General features: G+C 59.0%; 9 protein-coding genes and 6 pseudogenes. 3 read left to right on the forward strand and 12 right to left on the reverse strand.

Annotated features, from left to right (window positions below; translation table 11 throughout):
* From glyA to NKJ26_RS31785, 6 genes and pseudogenes are all read right to left on the reverse strand, one after another.
* Positions 1 to 334: pseudogene (gene glyA / locus NKJ26_RS31760) on the reverse strand (serine hydroxymethyltransferase); the annotation flags it as partial.
* 657 nt (positions 335 to 991) lie between these two features.
* Positions 992 to 1,210 (reverse strand): hypothetical protein, encoded by a 219-nt coding sequence (locus tag NKJ26_RS31765; protein WP_352699686.1) that lies wholly within the window; start codon positions 1,208 to 1,210, stop codon positions 992 to 994.
* 591 nt (positions 1,211 to 1,801) lie between these two features.
* Positions 1,802 to 2,323 (reverse strand): MaoC family dehydratase, encoded by a 522-nt coding sequence (locus NKJ26_RS31770; RefSeq protein WP_352607562.1) that lies wholly within the window; start codon positions 2,321 to 2,323, stop codon positions 1,802 to 1,804.
* A gap of 433 nt (positions 2,324 to 2,756) precedes the next feature.
* Complete coding sequence (locus NKJ26_RS31775; protein WP_352699688.1) at positions 2,757 to 3,200, reverse strand: bifunctional hydroxymethylpyrimidine kinase/phosphomethylpyrimidine kinase; 444 nt, start codon at positions 3,198 to 3,200, stop codon at positions 2,757 to 2,759.
* Between the two features lie 3 nt (positions 3,201 to 3,203).
* Positions 3,204 to 3,375 (reverse strand): annotated as a pseudogene (locus NKJ26_RS31780) (thiamine phosphate synthase); the annotation flags it as partial.
* 18 nt (positions 3,376 to 3,393) lie between these two features.
* Entirely contained in the window at positions 3,394 to 4,536 is a 1,143-nt protein-coding gene (locus NKJ26_RS31785; protein WP_352699690.1) for a porin, read from the reverse strand.
* Between the two features lie 1,014 nt (positions 4,537 to 5,550).
* Here NKJ26_RS31785 and hemN point away from each other — a divergent pair.
* A complete protein-coding gene (hemN, locus tag NKJ26_RS31790) occupies positions 5,551 to 6,891 on the forward strand; it encodes an oxygen-independent coproporphyrinogen III oxidase (RefSeq protein WP_352699692.1) in 1,341 nt (446 codons plus the stop codon).
* Between the two features lie 267 nt (positions 6,892 to 7,158).
* Here the strand turns inward: hemN and NKJ26_RS31795 are convergent.
* Positions 7,159 to 7,401, reverse strand: a pseudogene (locus NKJ26_RS31795) (integrase core domain-containing protein); the annotation flags it as partial.
* A gap of 184 nt (positions 7,402 to 7,585) precedes the next feature.
* On the opposite strand from NKJ26_RS31795, the pseudogene NKJ26_RS31800 reads away from it, so the two are divergent.
* Positions 7,586 to 8,548, forward strand: a pseudogene (locus NKJ26_RS31800) (IS110 family RNA-guided transposase); the annotation flags it as partial.
* 89 nt (positions 8,549 to 8,637) lie between these two features.
* Here NKJ26_RS31800 and NKJ26_RS31805 read toward each other — a convergent pair.
* A pseudogene (locus NKJ26_RS31805) lies at positions 8,638 to 9,215 on the reverse strand (transposase family protein); the annotation flags it as partial.
* A gap of 268 nt (positions 9,216 to 9,483) precedes the next feature.
* Between NKJ26_RS31805 and NKJ26_RS31810 the strand changes: the two are divergent.
* Entirely contained in the window at positions 9,484 to 9,957 is a 474-nt protein-coding gene (locus NKJ26_RS31810) for a hypothetical protein (RefSeq protein ID WP_352699694.1), read from the forward strand.
* Between the two features lie 254 nt (positions 9,958 to 10,211).
* Here NKJ26_RS31810 and NKJ26_RS31815 read toward each other — a convergent pair whose 3' ends face one another.
* From NKJ26_RS31815 to NKJ26_RS31830, 4 genes and pseudogenes are all read right to left on the reverse strand, one after another.
* Positions 10,212 to 10,388, reverse strand: coding sequence for a hypothetical protein (locus tag NKJ26_RS31815; protein WP_352699696.1), 177 nt, complete (start codon positions 10,386 to 10,388; stop codon positions 10,212 to 10,214).
* Between the two features lie 230 nt (positions 10,389 to 10,618).
* Positions 10,619 to 13,483, reverse strand: coding sequence for a phospholipase D-like domain-containing protein (locus NKJ26_RS31820; protein ID WP_352699698.1), 2,865 nt, complete (start codon positions 13,481 to 13,483; stop codon positions 10,619 to 10,621).
* A 1,250-nt stretch (positions 13,484 to 14,733) separates the two neighbouring features.
* A pseudogene (locus tag NKJ26_RS31825) lies at positions 14,734 to 15,204 on the reverse strand (adenosine kinase); the annotation flags it as partial.
* 144 nt (positions 15,205 to 15,348) lie between these two features.
* Positions 15,349 to 15,564 (reverse strand): hypothetical protein, encoded by a 216-nt coding sequence (locus NKJ26_RS31830; protein ID WP_352699700.1) that lies wholly within the window; start codon positions 15,562 to 15,564, stop codon positions 15,349 to 15,351.
* Between the last annotated feature and the right edge of the window lie 15 nt (positions 15,565 to 15,579).

Below are 15,579 nucleotides of genomic sequence, written 5' to 3' on the forward strand. Positions count from 1 at the left end.
CAGCCTGGTTGGCCGGCGAGCCAGAATAAGGCTGGACGTTGGCATGCTCGCTGCCGAATAATTCTTTCAAGCGCTCAATGGCTAGATTCTCAAGCTCATCGACGATCTCGTTTCCAGCGTAGTAGCGCGCACCGGGGTACCCCTCGGCGTACTTGTTCGTGAAAATCGAGCCGTTCGCTTCCAGCACGGCCGAGGACGCAAAGTTCTCTGAGGCGATGAGCTTGAGGGTCGTCCGCTCCTGCCGCTTCTGTCTCTGAAGCAGCTCGTGAACGCGGCAATCAACCGCCGCCAAGGATGACCTCTCAGGGGTGTCGGACCGGGCGATGGTGTCCATGGTAGCTTCGCGCTCCAATTGGATTGATTATTTCACGATCAAGCATGCGGTCCCCTTCGGCCGCGTGTCTCGTACCGCTTCAAGCCGCTGCAGGTCCTGTTTATGATAGCCGTCGCGATGGGGCAGGAGATCGACCAGTAGTCGAATCAGCCCGCCGTCGTTGGATTCTGCTTTGAGATGGTACGAGCGCCATGGAGCCTGCTCGTTGCAGCAAAGACAGTCGGCTCTGGCGAGCAGCCGGACGTGTCGCGCAACCCGCTCTCGACACACGCCCATAATCTCCGCTAGCTCGCAGACAGTTAGGTCCGCATGCGCACAAAGGCCCAGTATTCGAAGGCGGTCAGAATGCGCTGCCATGCGTAGGCGACTAACCAGTGTCATCATGGGTCAGGACCAAGCCCTACCGAATTTCTCATTTCGCGTTCTCCACAGAAGTTGCAGCTTTCAGGTTGTCTAGCGACCGGACAAATCTCGGTGGCCGCAACGACGGCCGACATCGCTGTGTCGAACAAACAAATGGGCGTTCTTCTTGCCTTTAGCCGAAATGGCAAGCAGTTAGGCGCGAGTCGAAGATTAGCGGGGCCACGGTTTTGACCCACTGACCTCAGACGGGTGCAACAACCCTACCATTCACAGCGAGCCGGAGTTGCTAAGACTCTATGAAATTCCTTGAAGGATCTGTTGCAACGTTTGACCAGCCCAGGCTGCCCGGTTTGCAGCGGTCAGGGTCAGGCGATCCATCGGCTCTGCGAGCACGATCACGAATCTGCCCTGCATCGCTGATCCGCTCCTGAAGGCCGGATGCAACAGCGACGTGCCCAGATCGGCGGCCGGTTTGCTGTCGACGACTGTCCAACCTTGCTTTTCGGCATGCAAGCAGCAGAGCCGTAAGCCTCGATCGAGGCGTCTCGCTGAATTGTCAGTTGAGTAGCGAGCGTAAATCCTCCGTCTCTCGACAATACTGCGCAATACGCGTGTCGAGCTCGTCCGTCTACTCTCGACCCCGTCTTCGAAGGCCTCTCGCCAAGCCACTTTATTCGATCCCGACTGAGGGGCTCGGGGGTCTTTCTGATCGTGGCTTTCCGGCTCCCAGCTCTGGGAGTCCACATCAACTGCGTAGCTCTTGCACCGCCGCGTTCTGCCTTTACCTGGCCCGTCGACGAGCAGCCGATCAGCGACACCCGCGCCGTCAAGTTGGACCCGGTTGATCGAGAACACCCCATTTGAGGCTGATTCAGTCGGGAGGATCTGCCAACTCATCACAAGCCGATTTTTCGACGTGGTCCGCAATCACCATAGAACTTCGTGAAGCGAAAGGCGAGGCGCTTCCGATACATCCACGCCCTCTCCGACGGAGCCTGATCAGGCATTCCTCCCACTCTACCTGTCGGCCCACGTGGCCGCGTTTGCCGATCGGTAGCGCGCTGGTCGTCTACATCGCCCTGCAGGTTGGCCGGCGTGTGCAGATCATCCCTGCTGACGCTCGTAGAGCCCTTCAGGCGCTTCCGGCTGGCGTTTGATCAGCGTCAGCGTCAACCAGCGCGCGGTAAGCGCTGGCTTTTTCGAGCCCTCGATCTCAATCGTTACGCCCTGCGTCGTCTGCACCCAGCCTGACGGCCTGACCTTGACGTCGGCCAGTACGAAACGGGTGCGGATGCGCGATCCGGTTTTCACCGGCGCCAGGAAGCGTAGCGATTCGAAGCCGTAGTTGACACCCATCTTGCTGTTTTCGAGCGCCGGCATGGTCTCGAAAGTCATTGCCGACAAAAGCGAAAGCGACAGGAAGCCATGCGCGATGGTGCCGCCGAATGGCGTCTCGCGCTTGGCGCGCTCCGGATCGCAGTGGATGAACTGGTGGTCATCGGTGGCCTCGGCGAACTGATCGATCATCCGCTGCGAGACCACCCGCCACGGCGACACGCCGAGTTCCTTGCCGACGCTGGTCAGAAGCACGTTGAGACTGATCGGTTCCACGCAAATTTCCTCCATTTCAACCGTCCGGAGCGCGAGCGGCTTCATGCCGTGAACAGTGTCAGCCCATGCTGCACCAACTGGCAGGCCATCGATCGGCGGGATGCGCCGGTGAGATGACTGCCGTCACGGCTAGTTCGCCGGCAATCTCATTCGGCGCGCCGATGCGGCCGATCGGAACGTGGCCGCAGACGTGCTTGGTTTTTACGTCGGTCGCGATGCACGCCTGCCGGCCACTAGCATTGCAAATTCCTGCGCGCGGCCCTTGCCTCGCCAGCAAAATGGCCTGCGCTGATAACGTTAACCGAAGTGCGATCCTCATTGCCTAACGGTGATCATTCCGCCGGCGCCGCTATGCGGTATCGTCAGAGATTGGTAAAATCAATTGTCTGGATAAGAACCATCCCTATCCCAAATGGGAGGAGCGGCAGACGCGGTGGTTTATGCGACGCTAGCACGGCTTCCTCAATCGACCGCCAGATGGCCGCCAAGTCCTTGCCAGCCGACGAGCGTCGAGACGCACGGGTTGTGGACCAACGTAAACATCCGTTGAGCGAGGTCCTGAGCTGTGGCCGCCTTTCAGCAGGGCCTGAACCCCGGCGGCGAGCAGTTGTTGTCCTTGTTGAAGCGCGCCGACCTCATCCACCGCCAGCTCTGAGCCGGCGAGAAGCGCCAGTTCAATAACATTGGGTGTGACGACTTGGCCTGCAGCGCCGAACGCATCTGATCGCCAACCAGACGGGGGTTGTAGATGAAGTATGTCCGTGACGATGTCGTACCGCAGTGACGGAAAGACAGCTGCGCATGCCCAAGGAGGAGAGCGTCTCGATATCGCGCTCGATTCCATCACCGCCGCTGCAGCCCGGTCCCTCCGGAACAAGCACATGCGGTTCATGCCTCAGCGCCATGGCTTTGTCTTTTCGGTCCGTTCTCGCGTGCGCGCTTCGGGATCGCCATTCAAGGTGATGTCGGTGACCACCGCCGCGATGTCCGCACCAGCCGCCAAGACTCCGTCGAGCCGGCCGGGGGTTAAAGCCGCCGATGGAGTCCAATGGGATCGGCGCCACCCGATTCGGTTCATCTGATCATTAGAATGAGCGTTCGAAACGCAGGATGCCGCCGACACTGCTCTTCTTGTTGGCATTGGTCCAGTTCACGTTGGAAGCTTTCACTTTTCCGACAGCGGAGTTTCCGTAGCGGTCATAGTCGACTTCAGCCGTAACAGTGAAATCTGGAAGAAACGCATAGGCGACGTTCGCAGCGACACCATAGTTCTTGAGCTGATCACCCGAGAGCTGAAGGTTGAACGAAGTTATCTCGTTGAGCTCGTAAGCGGCGCCAGCCCAGAAAGCCCAGTTCCCGCCCCAAATTTTATAGAAGCCGCGACCATGAGCGTCTACCGCATTCGTGGAGTCGTAGTTGAGCTGGCCATTGGAACCGTAGCCGAACATTCCGAACAGCAACAGTTCGTTGGTGACATTGATGTCGACACGGACCTTGGCGGCCAGCGTTTCGTAGTTGTTATGGTAAGCGGCAACGCCGGTGATCGCTCCCCAGCCATGTGTGTATTTCAAGCCGCCGACTACGTGGGGAGCGTAGCTGTCGATTGTGCCGACCACGCCCGAGCCTTGTTCGAGCGAAACCACGGCCGAAAAGCCGTTCCCGGCGTCCAAGTAGTACTGAATCACATTGGTATCGAAAGCGCCGTACGGGACTGGCGTCTGGTTCAGTACATCACCCGCGCCGCCAGTAAACATGTCGAAGGCCGACCAGTCCTTACCAACTCGGAGGCCACCAAGCTGAATCCAGGCGAAAGTCAAGATGCTGTCTCCGTTGAAGGCATAGGACCGAGAACTGTCCGAAACCGATGTGTGGTGGTCGCCGAAGTTCACGCGGGTCTCGGTGTAGGTCTTCACCGTGCCGAGTTCGGTCTCCTGGCCGGTCCAGGTTTTCAATGTGAAGCGTGTGTTGTTTTGCCACGTGCCCTGATGCTCACCAGTCCTCACATCCGAGGTTCTTGAGTGGTCAAACAATCCGACGTCGTAACGGACAAAGCCGCCGATTCGCAGGCAGGTCTCGGTGCCTGAAATGTAGACGTACCCCGAGCCGTAGACGTCGCAGATCTTGACGTACTCTGTCGGGTCAGGCTCGGCGAGGGTGGTGACGGCGCGAGCGTTGGAAACGGCAATCAGTGCCGCAGTTGAGCCGAGGAGGAGGCTCCTAATGGTCATTGTCGATCTCCGCTTGAATAATAAAGGGATGGACGCGAGTGATTCTGTGAGCAACTTTGAAATACGCGCAATTTTGCTGCGCCGGCAGCTAAACTCTGAAGGAAGGCCGAGAATGTACTCTGGTAATTGTGGTTAGATATTAAGTTTAGTTTCCGATACATAATTATCGGCGTAATGGGGGTATGCAAAATTTTGTACAATCATCACCGTCAACTCAGCTGGTAGAGGTAGGCGTCACAAAAGGGTTCGATTGCATTCGACCGCAAATGACGTGCCAGCCTGACGATCTAGCTACGGCTTGAAGCTCAATTGTGCGGGCGGACCTTGGTTCGCGCTTCCTTGTTTTTGCCTTGCGGATCCACCCAAGCACGAACGGCAAACGTTTCGGCTAAGGTTCGTCTGTTCGCTTCGCGACAGTGTCGTTCCATGGGACAGCATTGTTTGCGGTGAGCCCCGACGTTGAGCCATCTGCGGCGGCACCGTCGGCACGACGCCGTCATTTTGGCGAGCTGATGGTCGATAACTACGCGCTGCAGCCTTGCACCACTGAGTCAGTAGGCGCCAGCCTTGGTATTGCGGCGGACCGGACTGTCGCGTCGAGCAGGTTCTCGTCCTGAAAGCGGCGCGCCACAGCTAATGCTTCTTGCCAGCAATTCACACCACGAGCTCATCGACATGGCAGAGTTCACTAAGAGCGGCACTAGCTTGCGAGCAAAGTGTGGTCCCAAGACCTATTGTCTCGTGGGATGCGGCAGCTGCGCTTAGCAGAATCTCCGGGACGCAGGTGAAGGGAAGGGGTGGTGGAACAAACCGGTGCGCGTGAGGGTCGCGGCGGGATCACCATTGTCAGTCGGTGACCGAGTGCTCAGACCATCGCTGTCCAGCCAAAGAGCGAACGGCGCCATTCCTAAGACATCCAGTTTCGAGCCCATAGCGGAACGGACTGACATAGCGCAAAGACACAGGCGAGCGCAGCGGTAGGTTTGATTGTTATCAAGCATGGGATGGTGACCGTTGCAGACCACGAAATTTCGAGAGGCCCGGCTGCCTTGGTACACTATCTATCCGGCTGTGTCGGAGTTCTCTGGGGCGGTCGGCGCCGAGGCTTATGAGGAATGGCTCAGGAACCTGCCGGCTAACGATCCGGTGTCACTCTATCTGCACGTTCCGTTCTGCCGATCAGCCTGCTGGTATTGCGGCTTCCCAACCACCATCACCCGCCGTGATGCGCCCATCCTCAACTATCTGGCGGCGCTGCGTGACGAGATCCGTCTGGTTTCGGAGCGAGTGCCGAAGACGTTGCCCGTGAGCGACATACATTTCGGCGGCGGAACGCCGTCTCTCATCGGACCAGCCGAGTTCCTCGCTCTGATGGAGTTCCTGCGATGCCGCTTCGCCATCTCGAAAACAGCTACGGTCGCCATCGAGATCGATCCACGAACACTCACGCCCGAGATGGCGGAAGGCTTGGGAGCGGCCGGCGTGAACCGCGCGAGCCTCGGCGTGCAGAGCTTCGATCCCATTGTTCAAAAAGCGATCAACCGGATCCAGAGCGAAGCCCAGACGTCGGCTGCCGTGGAAATGCTGCGCCGGCACGAAATAAACCGGATCAACTTCGACCTCATCTACGGCCTGCCGCGTCAAACGGTGGAGTCCTGCGTCGAGACAGCGAGGGCGGCGGTCGCCATGCGCCCCGACCGGCTTGCCGTGTTCGGCTACTCACATATACCATCCCAAATAAAGAATCAGCGCCTCATCGAGGAGGAATTTCTTCCCGACAGCGCTGTCCGCGCTGAACAGCATGCGGCTGTCGCCGTGACGCTGAGTGCCGCCGGCTACCAAGAGATCGGGCTCGACCATTTCGCCTTGCCTGACGACGAGCTCGCGCTGGCACAGAAAACCGGTCGCCTGCGGCGTAACTCGTTGGGCTACTCGGCCGACACCTGCAGAACCCTGATCGGTTTCGGCGCGTCGGCTATCGGCCGCATCGGCCAAGGGTACGTTCAAAACGAAGTTACACGGGATTCCTACATCCAGCACATCGCAGATGGCCGACTGGCGACATCGAAGGGCCATCGCCTCACCGACGACGACCGCGCGAGAGCCGCAATTATCGAGCGATTAATGTGCGATTTTGAGGCCGATTTGCCGGCAATCTGTGCCGCCTACGGATCTGATCCGATCCGTCTTCTCGATTCAGCTGAGCGCTTGGCGATCCTGGCCAAGGACGGGATAGTGGTTTTCGAAAACGGTTTTGTCCGCGTACGGCGGGAGCATCGCTTTTTGACTCGCGCTGTCGCTGCCGCCTTTGATGCTTTTCTCGATAGAGAGGGCCTATGTATACCCCGCAGGTGAAGGCAAGCATACAATACGGAAGCTACGCGCCCGCTAACCGGGCATCATCGAGCCGAGACCGCCCATCGTAAGCTGATCATGCACGTGGATGAGGGTAGATCTCAGCCGGGCTCATGCTCGTTCAGTATCCCACGATCTGCTCTTCAGAAAAGCGGCTGCGCTTCATGTACTGCCGCCCTCTGAGTGGGCCACGAACTTCAATCGGGATCAGGCCGCAGGGGCAACGTCAACACGCACAAAAATGTTCATGAGAGACCCAGATTGTTGCTAGGTGTGTGGTCTCGGAATGAGATGGTGCGGATTGATCTTGAAGATTGACGGGTCTTTCGTCCAGGCCTCGCAGATGACCTGGTAGGGCGTTCGCCATCGCAGAGCCTTGAGGTGCTTAGCGAAATTGTAGGCGGCGACGAAGGCCAGGACATGGGCCTTGAGGCTTTGCAGGTCGTCGTAGTGGTAGACCTTGACCGTGGCATCCTTGATGGTGCGGTTCATCCGCTCGGCCTGGCCATTATCCGGTATTGTGATCTGTGGTGCCTTTTCGTCCTACTGTTCTTCTTTGGGAACGGGCCTTATGGTGAGCCCATCCGGGACGTGGGGCACCGGGAGCACGAAAGTGCGGGCAGGCCGTCTTTAGACCGTGGGCTGAGAGCCCGAGCTCGTTACATGGCCGCCCCTCGCGACTTTCCCGGATGCGGACACGATCGATGCCGGCGTTCTGGCGCAGCTCTATGCCAGCGGCTTCCTGCCGGAAGTCTGGATTCCGGACGAACCGACGCAGGCACTGCGCCGGCAGGTGACGCGGCGCAATCAGATCGTCCGGCAAAGATCACGCTTGAAGAATGTCATCCAGTCGATCCTTCATAGCCACCTCATCCCGTCCTGCCCGCATGCCGATCTGTGCGGCGCCAAGGGCCGGTCGTGGTTGAGCGAACAGATCGTGCCGGAAGACGAGCGCCTCGCGATCGATCGGCATCTGCGCGAGTTCGACCGATTGGGCGACGACCTCCATGTTATCGAGCGCGATCTTGCCCGCTCGACTCTTGAAGATGAAAGCGTGAAGCGGCTGATGACCATTCCTGGCATCGACATGACCGTCGCGCTTGCAATGAAGGCCGCGATCGGCGACGTGTCGCGCTTCGAGGAGCCGCAGAAGCTTGTGAGCTATCTTGGCTTGAATCCGAGTGTCCGGCAATCAGGGTCAGGACCTGCCCACCACGGACGGATCACCAAGCAGGGACGCGGACATGCCCGCGGCATGCTCGTTGAAGCGGCCTGGGCGGCGGCACGCGCACCAGGACCGTTGCGAGCCTTCTTCCTGCGCGTGCGAGCCCGGCGCGGCCAGCATGTCGCGGCCGTCGCAACCGCACGCAAACTCGCTGTCGTGATCTGGCATCTGCTGACGAAGGTCGAGAGTAACGCGTGGGCTCGACCCTCCCTGCATGCCAAGAAGCTGCGCGATGTGGAACTCAAGGCCGGGAGCAAGGCTGTGCGCGGCCAAAAGGGGGCCGCGCATGTCTACAACATCAAGAGCCGCCGGGAAGAGGAGAGGCGCTGGGTGGAACAGGCCGAGGGCGCATACGCGCGCTTTGTCTCCGGCTGGAACCGACGAGGTCCGAAGAAGGCGCGCACGGATGCCGCAAATGAGGTACGACGATAGAGGCTTCGCGGCAGGACTCTCACCTCGATCCTGCTCTTCGCCACGCGGTCATCCATGCGCGAGAAGAGAATATCGCAAATCTGACCAAAAAGCCCTTGCTCGATGTCGTTAGCGATGCAGACGCGGTCGAAGATGTGCGGACCCAAGAAGCGGCGGCTGGGGCCGTCGCGGTTCTTGGGCAGGTCGGCGAAGCCATGCCATTGTCGGTGAGCACGATGTGGATCTTGTAGGGGAAGACCTCCACCACGTTTTTGAGGAAGGCTGAGCCTTCCATCATCCCGGCGCTGTCGTGGACTCGACATAGGTGAACTTCGAGACGCGGTCGATGGCCAGGAACATGATGAGCTTGCCGTCGGCGTGGCGCAGCTCGCAGCTGTCGATGTGGACATAGCCGATCTCGTAGGTCTTGAATCGCTTGCGCTGCTCCTTGGTCTCTTCGACCGGCAGCCGGGAGACGCCGTGACGCTGGAGGCATCGCTGCAGGGCGCTGCGCTGAGGTTGGGGATGGTGTCTCTCAGGCAGCCGAGTACGTCGTCCAGCGGCAGCAGCGTCTTCTGCCGGAACGCCACCACGATGGCTTCCTCGGCCGGCGTCAGCACAGTGCTCTTCGGCGCCTTGGGACCCATCGGCGCATTGGCCGTCGTGTCCGGCTGCGCCATTTCTTTACCTCAATACGTCCGGATGCACGCCTCGCGACGCTAGGAGATTAGAACGCACCGCGTATCGATCGGGCAGCAAAGGCTTGCTGTCGGAACTTCGACAATGTCCGAAACGAGACAGATCGCGCTCAGAGTTAACGCATTGTCCCAGCATCATAGTTTCGATTGGCGCGAGACTTGCTGGTCGACGGTCGCTCTTACGCTCTCACGTAAAACAAAGATCTAGTGATGATCCGGCGGAAGAGTGAAAACTCTGGCACAAAATGGAGCGCCAAAATGACTACGCCGATTCAGCAATTGACAAATCAGGTCGATGACAGTTCTGGACCAAAATATCAGCCGCCTTGGGATTTCCTGCCAACCGACACGAATACAGGCGTCGGCGGAAAGTACATCTACATTGGCTATATTCTTGGACACAGCAATCCTGTGACATCGATCAACTTCGTTGCATACAACGAAGCGCAATCGAATCCGCCTTCTGGTTGGCAATGGACGGGCCAAGACCTCAAACAAGGGGCAGGCGGGAAATACATTTACATGGTCTGGAAAAACGGCGAAACAGGCAATCAGCCCATCACAGCCCTCCAACTGCTTGTAACCAATCAGTCCACACCGCCAGCTATCGCTGGGTATGAGGCAATCAATCAAGACCTGAATCAAGGTGCGGGTGGACCTTACATTTGGCCGTATTACAGCACGACAATTTCGATGCAACAGAAGGAAGAGGCCATCCTAGCAAAAGCATAGACGAGCCAAGGCCACGCTGCGTCTGCGCTGCAGTTAGCTGCGGCGCGGATGCGTACTACTTTGCAATCCACCCTCAAGAACACTGCGCACGGACGGCGTTTGTTTCGCCTGGCGAAGATGAAGCACCGACCATCCGCCTATGGATTTACGTCGGGGACCGGGCCTTTCTCCCAGACTGACGCATACAGCGCTGACCGCGACGGCCTTCCGAAAGTCGCCGATCGCCATGCGTAGGCATTTCGATCACATGATGCTCAGCCTGATACCCATCGACCAAGATGCTGCTCGTCGAACTCAGGGGTGCCGGGAGCAGCCGACATGAGGTCGGACAGCCGTTCGAGCGCCGCATCGTAGACCTGCTCGTTCCTGATGACCCGGTGCGACGCTCCGTATCTGAGGCCAAGAGGGAGGACATCGACAGCCTGAGCCATGACATCGCACGTGACGGATATGCCCCACAACTCACATCAGCGGAAACCGCAGCCCGCTCAATGAACGGCCCAGGATTCTCCCGGTGAATCATGCCTTTGGCAAAGGGTAGGATTTAACATTCAAGAAAGCGGAGATGCGCCAAATCAGAACCCGGTGAACTGTGTCTACTACCCACGCGGGATTGTTGGATTGGGCAGTTCCATGTTTCGCCGATCGAATAGCCCTCTGGTCAACGCCCTAGGATGACTGAAAGCGGCACTGCCACGTAGCCGGGATGTGGCGTTGTGTCGTTGGCCGCGGTCATGATGATCGGCGCTGGCAGCGACTCGTCGATCTTGGCTGGTCCAATTCGATCCCAATCGTAGAGGAAGATGTCCTCGTAGAATTTGGCAATGCCACGGTCGTAGAAGATCAGGCTCGCATCGCGGTTAAATCCGGTTCCGGCTGTGGTCCAATTGTGGCTTCCGATAAGCACCGCTTCGCCGTCCACTATGATGCCTTTGGTATGACAGTTCTTCTGCTTGCGGATTTTGCCTGTGTCGAAGCCGTAGTCCTTGGCATCGCTGATCGTCTCTCGGTCGTCCGAACCGAAAGAACGGAAGATGACGCGGACGTCGAGACCTGCTTTCTGCTGTGCCAAGAGGGCATCGAGCAGCTTGCAGTAGTTGTCGCCCACGGTTTTGGTGTTGAAACTCTGGTTCTGAAAAAAGATCGTGCGTTTCGCTGACCGGACGAACGGCAGCACTACGTCGATGTAGTTGTCGGGCGTAAGGATCGGCTGCACGTCGATCTCACGCGTGTCCGTCATCGGCTGGAAGTAACGCGGCTTCGCCGCCGCTTCGAGCGTGTCGAACGTCAGGTCAGCCGGCACCCACACCAGCGGCTCGTCCATCACCGATTCTGGCGCTCCCTTGGCCTCCTCGAGGTCGCGCAGGATGTGCGCTTCGTAGAGCTGGCTTAGCTCCTTGTCTTCAAGCACCACGTGCCACTCACGGTTGTATAGCCTGAGCGCGTTCGCATGACCCGGGTTGGTTAGCGGCGCCACCTCGGGCTGGTTGGAGCTCTGCCAGTTGCCGCTTGACAGCCACATTGCCGAGCGGTCGCGTACTGCGACCTTGATATGGTAGGCGGAATCGAAGATGCCAGTCTTGCCCACGCTCGCTGGAGCAAAGTTGAATTTGCTGCCCTTTTGGTCGCGAATCTTATCCACGGCTTCGTAATCGGTGAAATCGCCCGCGTGTACCTTGCCGCCCATCTGCAACACGAGAGACATCGTCTCCGCTTTGGTCTTGACCGCGTCGAGAACGCCGTTTACCACGTTGACGGCTCCAAAATCGTACATCGCCACCACCAGCGACTTCGTCGTTGCCGCAAGGAACGGCCCTAGCACCGGCCAGCTTGCGTCGGGTCCCGTATGCAATGTGAACTTTGTCGACGTCTTGCGTCGTGTGAGAGGCAGATCGGGCCGCGGCTTGTAGCTGGTATGCCAGCTAGGCGGTGCCTCGTCGCCGACGCTGAGTCCCATAAGGTCGGACGTCGAGGCGACCGTTACGTCTGTGCGTACGCCATCGATGTAGGAAGGAAGCGGTATCACCCCGCGCGACTCGAGCGCGCCGAGGTCGACCTTGCGCTTGACCGCGATAACCACAGCGCGCTCGTCGGTGATCTCACCATTCTCGAAGCGATACCCCGGTTTGACCGCAACGACGTCTTCGCGATTTGCAAGAAGAGCGCGTGCAGTGCGTACGGCGGCGAGCGTCTTTTCCCTGGCTGGAGGAGGGCTGCCCGCGGGCGGTGCGGCGTTGCTCGAGGCCGGACCGGCGGTAGGAGTTGGCGTAGGGCCGACCGACGAGGCGGCACCAAACATCGGCGACGCAGCGCCGTCGATCTCGACTGTAATCCTGAGCGGTACCGTGAAGGTGATACCACCCCGTCCAGAGCCTGAATTGCCTCCCCCGCTGCTGTTGTCGGGCCTTATAAATCCTCCAGTGTGCTCCAGTAGGCCGCGTGCGCGAGCAAGGCAGCGCTTGAGCTGGTCCATCGGCACCGCGTCGTTCTCAATGAATTCAATGCCGCGATAATGCAGCGCCACCACCTGCCCGGTACCGAGGTCTATGACCGGTGAGCCGGAGTTGCCGCCCAAAGTCGCGCAAGAATGGGTAATGTTGTCGCCGCCAACGCCGAGGAGGTTGCCCACCGCCACCCGCTTCTTGTCGTAGACACCGCCAAATATCTTGTTGACGAGCTGCTGATCCGAGAACCGGACGCCGCTTGCCGGATATCCGACCACGGCCACAGGCAGCTTTGCCCGCGGCGTGTCGGGGGCAAGCTGCAGCTTCATACGCCCGACGGATGACGAGTTCTGCGCGAGCTTTAGGAAGGCGACGTCGGGTAGGTTTTCCGGCGCCACCCAGACGACTCGCTCGACCGCCACAGGCTCGGAGGCTGCGTTCCCGAATTCCTGGAGGAAATCGATATCGGCACCGATCGGCGTGCGCGCGTCGAAGCCGAGCTTGAAGGTGAAGCCTGCCCCGCAAGTTTCCGCAAAGAGGTTGGCAACATGCCGATTGGTGACCACCAGCCCGTCGTCGATGACCCAGGCCGTTCCGACAAACGGGTTGTCGAAATTACTCACGTCGACGCGACCGATCGAGGCCATGCTGCGATTGAGCAGCGGCGCGTTAGTCGTCAGGATCTGTCGCCAAGCCGTCGCCTCGGCGCGGGCGCTGTTGATGTCGATGGCGTTGTTTTGGACGAGGAAGACCGGCGTGCCCACCGCGAATACGATGGTTTCGTCATTGGTGATTGGCGGCGGGGGCGGTATAGGTGCGCCATCCGCGCCGCCGGGCGGTGGTGCGCCTGGAGGGGGCGGTGCCCCGCCGAGGGCCGCCTCCACACCCTCCTCGGCCGGCTGCGCCGTGGCCCGCGGCCCGGGGCCATAGCGCGCGTTCATCGCCGTGGTGGCATCGGCCACCCATCCGGAATACTCCGCTTGTCTCTGCACTTCGCCGATATTGGCCAGCACTTCCGGCGAACTCGCGTCGGCAATTTGCTTGGCTATGGTGCGCAGCCGTTGCGAGTCGGCGACTGTCATTTTGGACCCTCCACCCAAATCTTACAGTGACTTCCTAGCAAATATAACGCGGAGTATACGCCTGTCACTTTATTAGTCGGCGCATATTATCCAGGATTGCATGCCTGCTTCTCTTGCTAACCCAAAGAACAGAAATGCAGACGATATTTGTTTTTTATAAAAAGACTAGCCTTGTTTTGCGTGTCACCTAAAATCCGAACATTGACGCAGCCATCGAACGGGCTCGGCACAGGAGCGGGCTACGCCTGATTTCCCTCAGCAGCACGACCTACACCGCTGCTCGATCGGTCACGGCTAAATCTTGACAATCCGAAAAAGCACTCCTCCCAAGGACAGCCCCTGGGTCATGGGGGGGTGAGTTCGACCAAGGGCGAGCAAACTTCCACAACGGGTCTGATCGCGACACTCGGAAATAGACTGCCGCTGTCGAGAATTGGCGGATGGAGATGGATGGCGTCCGCCCGTCGTTCTGCCAGTCGAAATGCGTCCGGGAGTCGCGAGAAATGCTTAAGGGTTACTCGGATTCCAATAGCCGTCGCCTAACGAGGCATTCCCGTTTCACCAAGCTTCAGACGATCTTCTGTGGCCTTTCAGGTCCATGCTGCAGTGAGATCATCTCGGCGGCCCTTTCGTACGCCTTTTGAAAACGGTCTGGGCTGTTTGCACGCAGATTATTAACTACCCTCACATGCATGGACCTATCGGTCGACCACTCTTTGATTCCGAATCTTTCACAGATGTTCGCCGCGGGCTGGCGACCCCATGAATCTTCGCCCGTGCAATCGGGGTGCACTACAAGGCTATGGAAATAGCCGTCTGTTCCCACTTTGGTGTCCCATGATTGATGCTTCGCATGGGCAACCATGGCCGTTGCCTACGTGCCTGCAATGTCTTCGAGGGCTTGGGCAAAACCCGCTGCGAATTTCGCAGGCAGAGCGGGCTTTGGCCGTACATTGATCGGATGAAGGAACTGCTCGTTTTTCGAGATCACCCCGGCAGCTCGCAACACATGCGCCTCATCTGCCTGTTGCCGTATTGGAAGAAACCTCAGGCGCTCTTCATCATATGTTCGGGTTGCAACGCCTGCATTGCGAACGTTGGTGGGCAACGTTCACGCGCCAAACGAATGACAATTGAACTGTTGAATTCGGCGATCTTCTTAATGCCCCTCGCATCATAGAGGAGGTCATTGTCATCCCCGACGTAAACGCGGAGGGGCACCATCTGCGCTTCTGAGATATTGTCGGAACGCCCTCGAAATAAGTCACCTTGGCGCCCGACGCCTTGTCGGGCTCGACGTCTTCCGGGCCGAGTTCGATCCAGGCGCCGAGATAGGTGTTCATCGAGCGCTCGCCATCGGGCGTGACGAAGATCATCGAGCGCGCCGTCGGCGGCTGGCCTTCGAGCGGTTTGGTGTCGAAGGCGACGCCCTGGGCGTGGATGTCGTGGGCATAGATCTCGCCGAGCGCGTCGTTCGACACCTTGCCGAAGAAGGCAGCGCGCCCGCCGAAGCTGGCGACGCCGGCGGCCGTGTTGCCGGCGCTGCCGCCCGAGGCTTCGATCGCCGTGCCCATGCGGCTGTACAACAGCTCGGCGCGCCTTATGTCGATCAGGTTCATCGCGCCCTTGATGATGCCGTTGGTCTCGAGAAACGCCTCATAACACTGGGCAATGATGTCGACATTGGCATTGCCGATGCAAAGCACGTCATAGTCCGGCATCAATGTCTCCGCTTGGGAACCCGCCGGCCTTCTTGCCACGCCGGTCGGGAGCGGGACTAGCAAGTGGGCTTTCCCGTTTGCCAATGCGTTCGTTGCCGGCCCTCACGGGTCGGAGTCCCTGCGGTGAGCGCCTCACCTGCGAGGCTACATGGCGGCCGTGGAGATTACCTCAGCAGCGGCGCCCGATCGGAACCTTAGCACCTCCGCGCTTTGGCGTGGCTGCTTGAACTCTTCGACGGCAACCGCCTCAATTAGCAGGTCCAAGGCTTCGCGGCCCCTTTGACTCATCAGGTCATCCCCACAAAGGTAGTCATACGCTCGATCTAAATGCACTCGGGCGGCGGAAAAATCGCTTGTCATATCATAGAACCTCTC

The organism is Mesorhizobium sp. M0152, assembly GCF_040322415.1.
Lineage (GTDB): Bacteria > Pseudomonadota > Alphaproteobacteria > Rhizobiales > Rhizobiaceae > Mesorhizobium.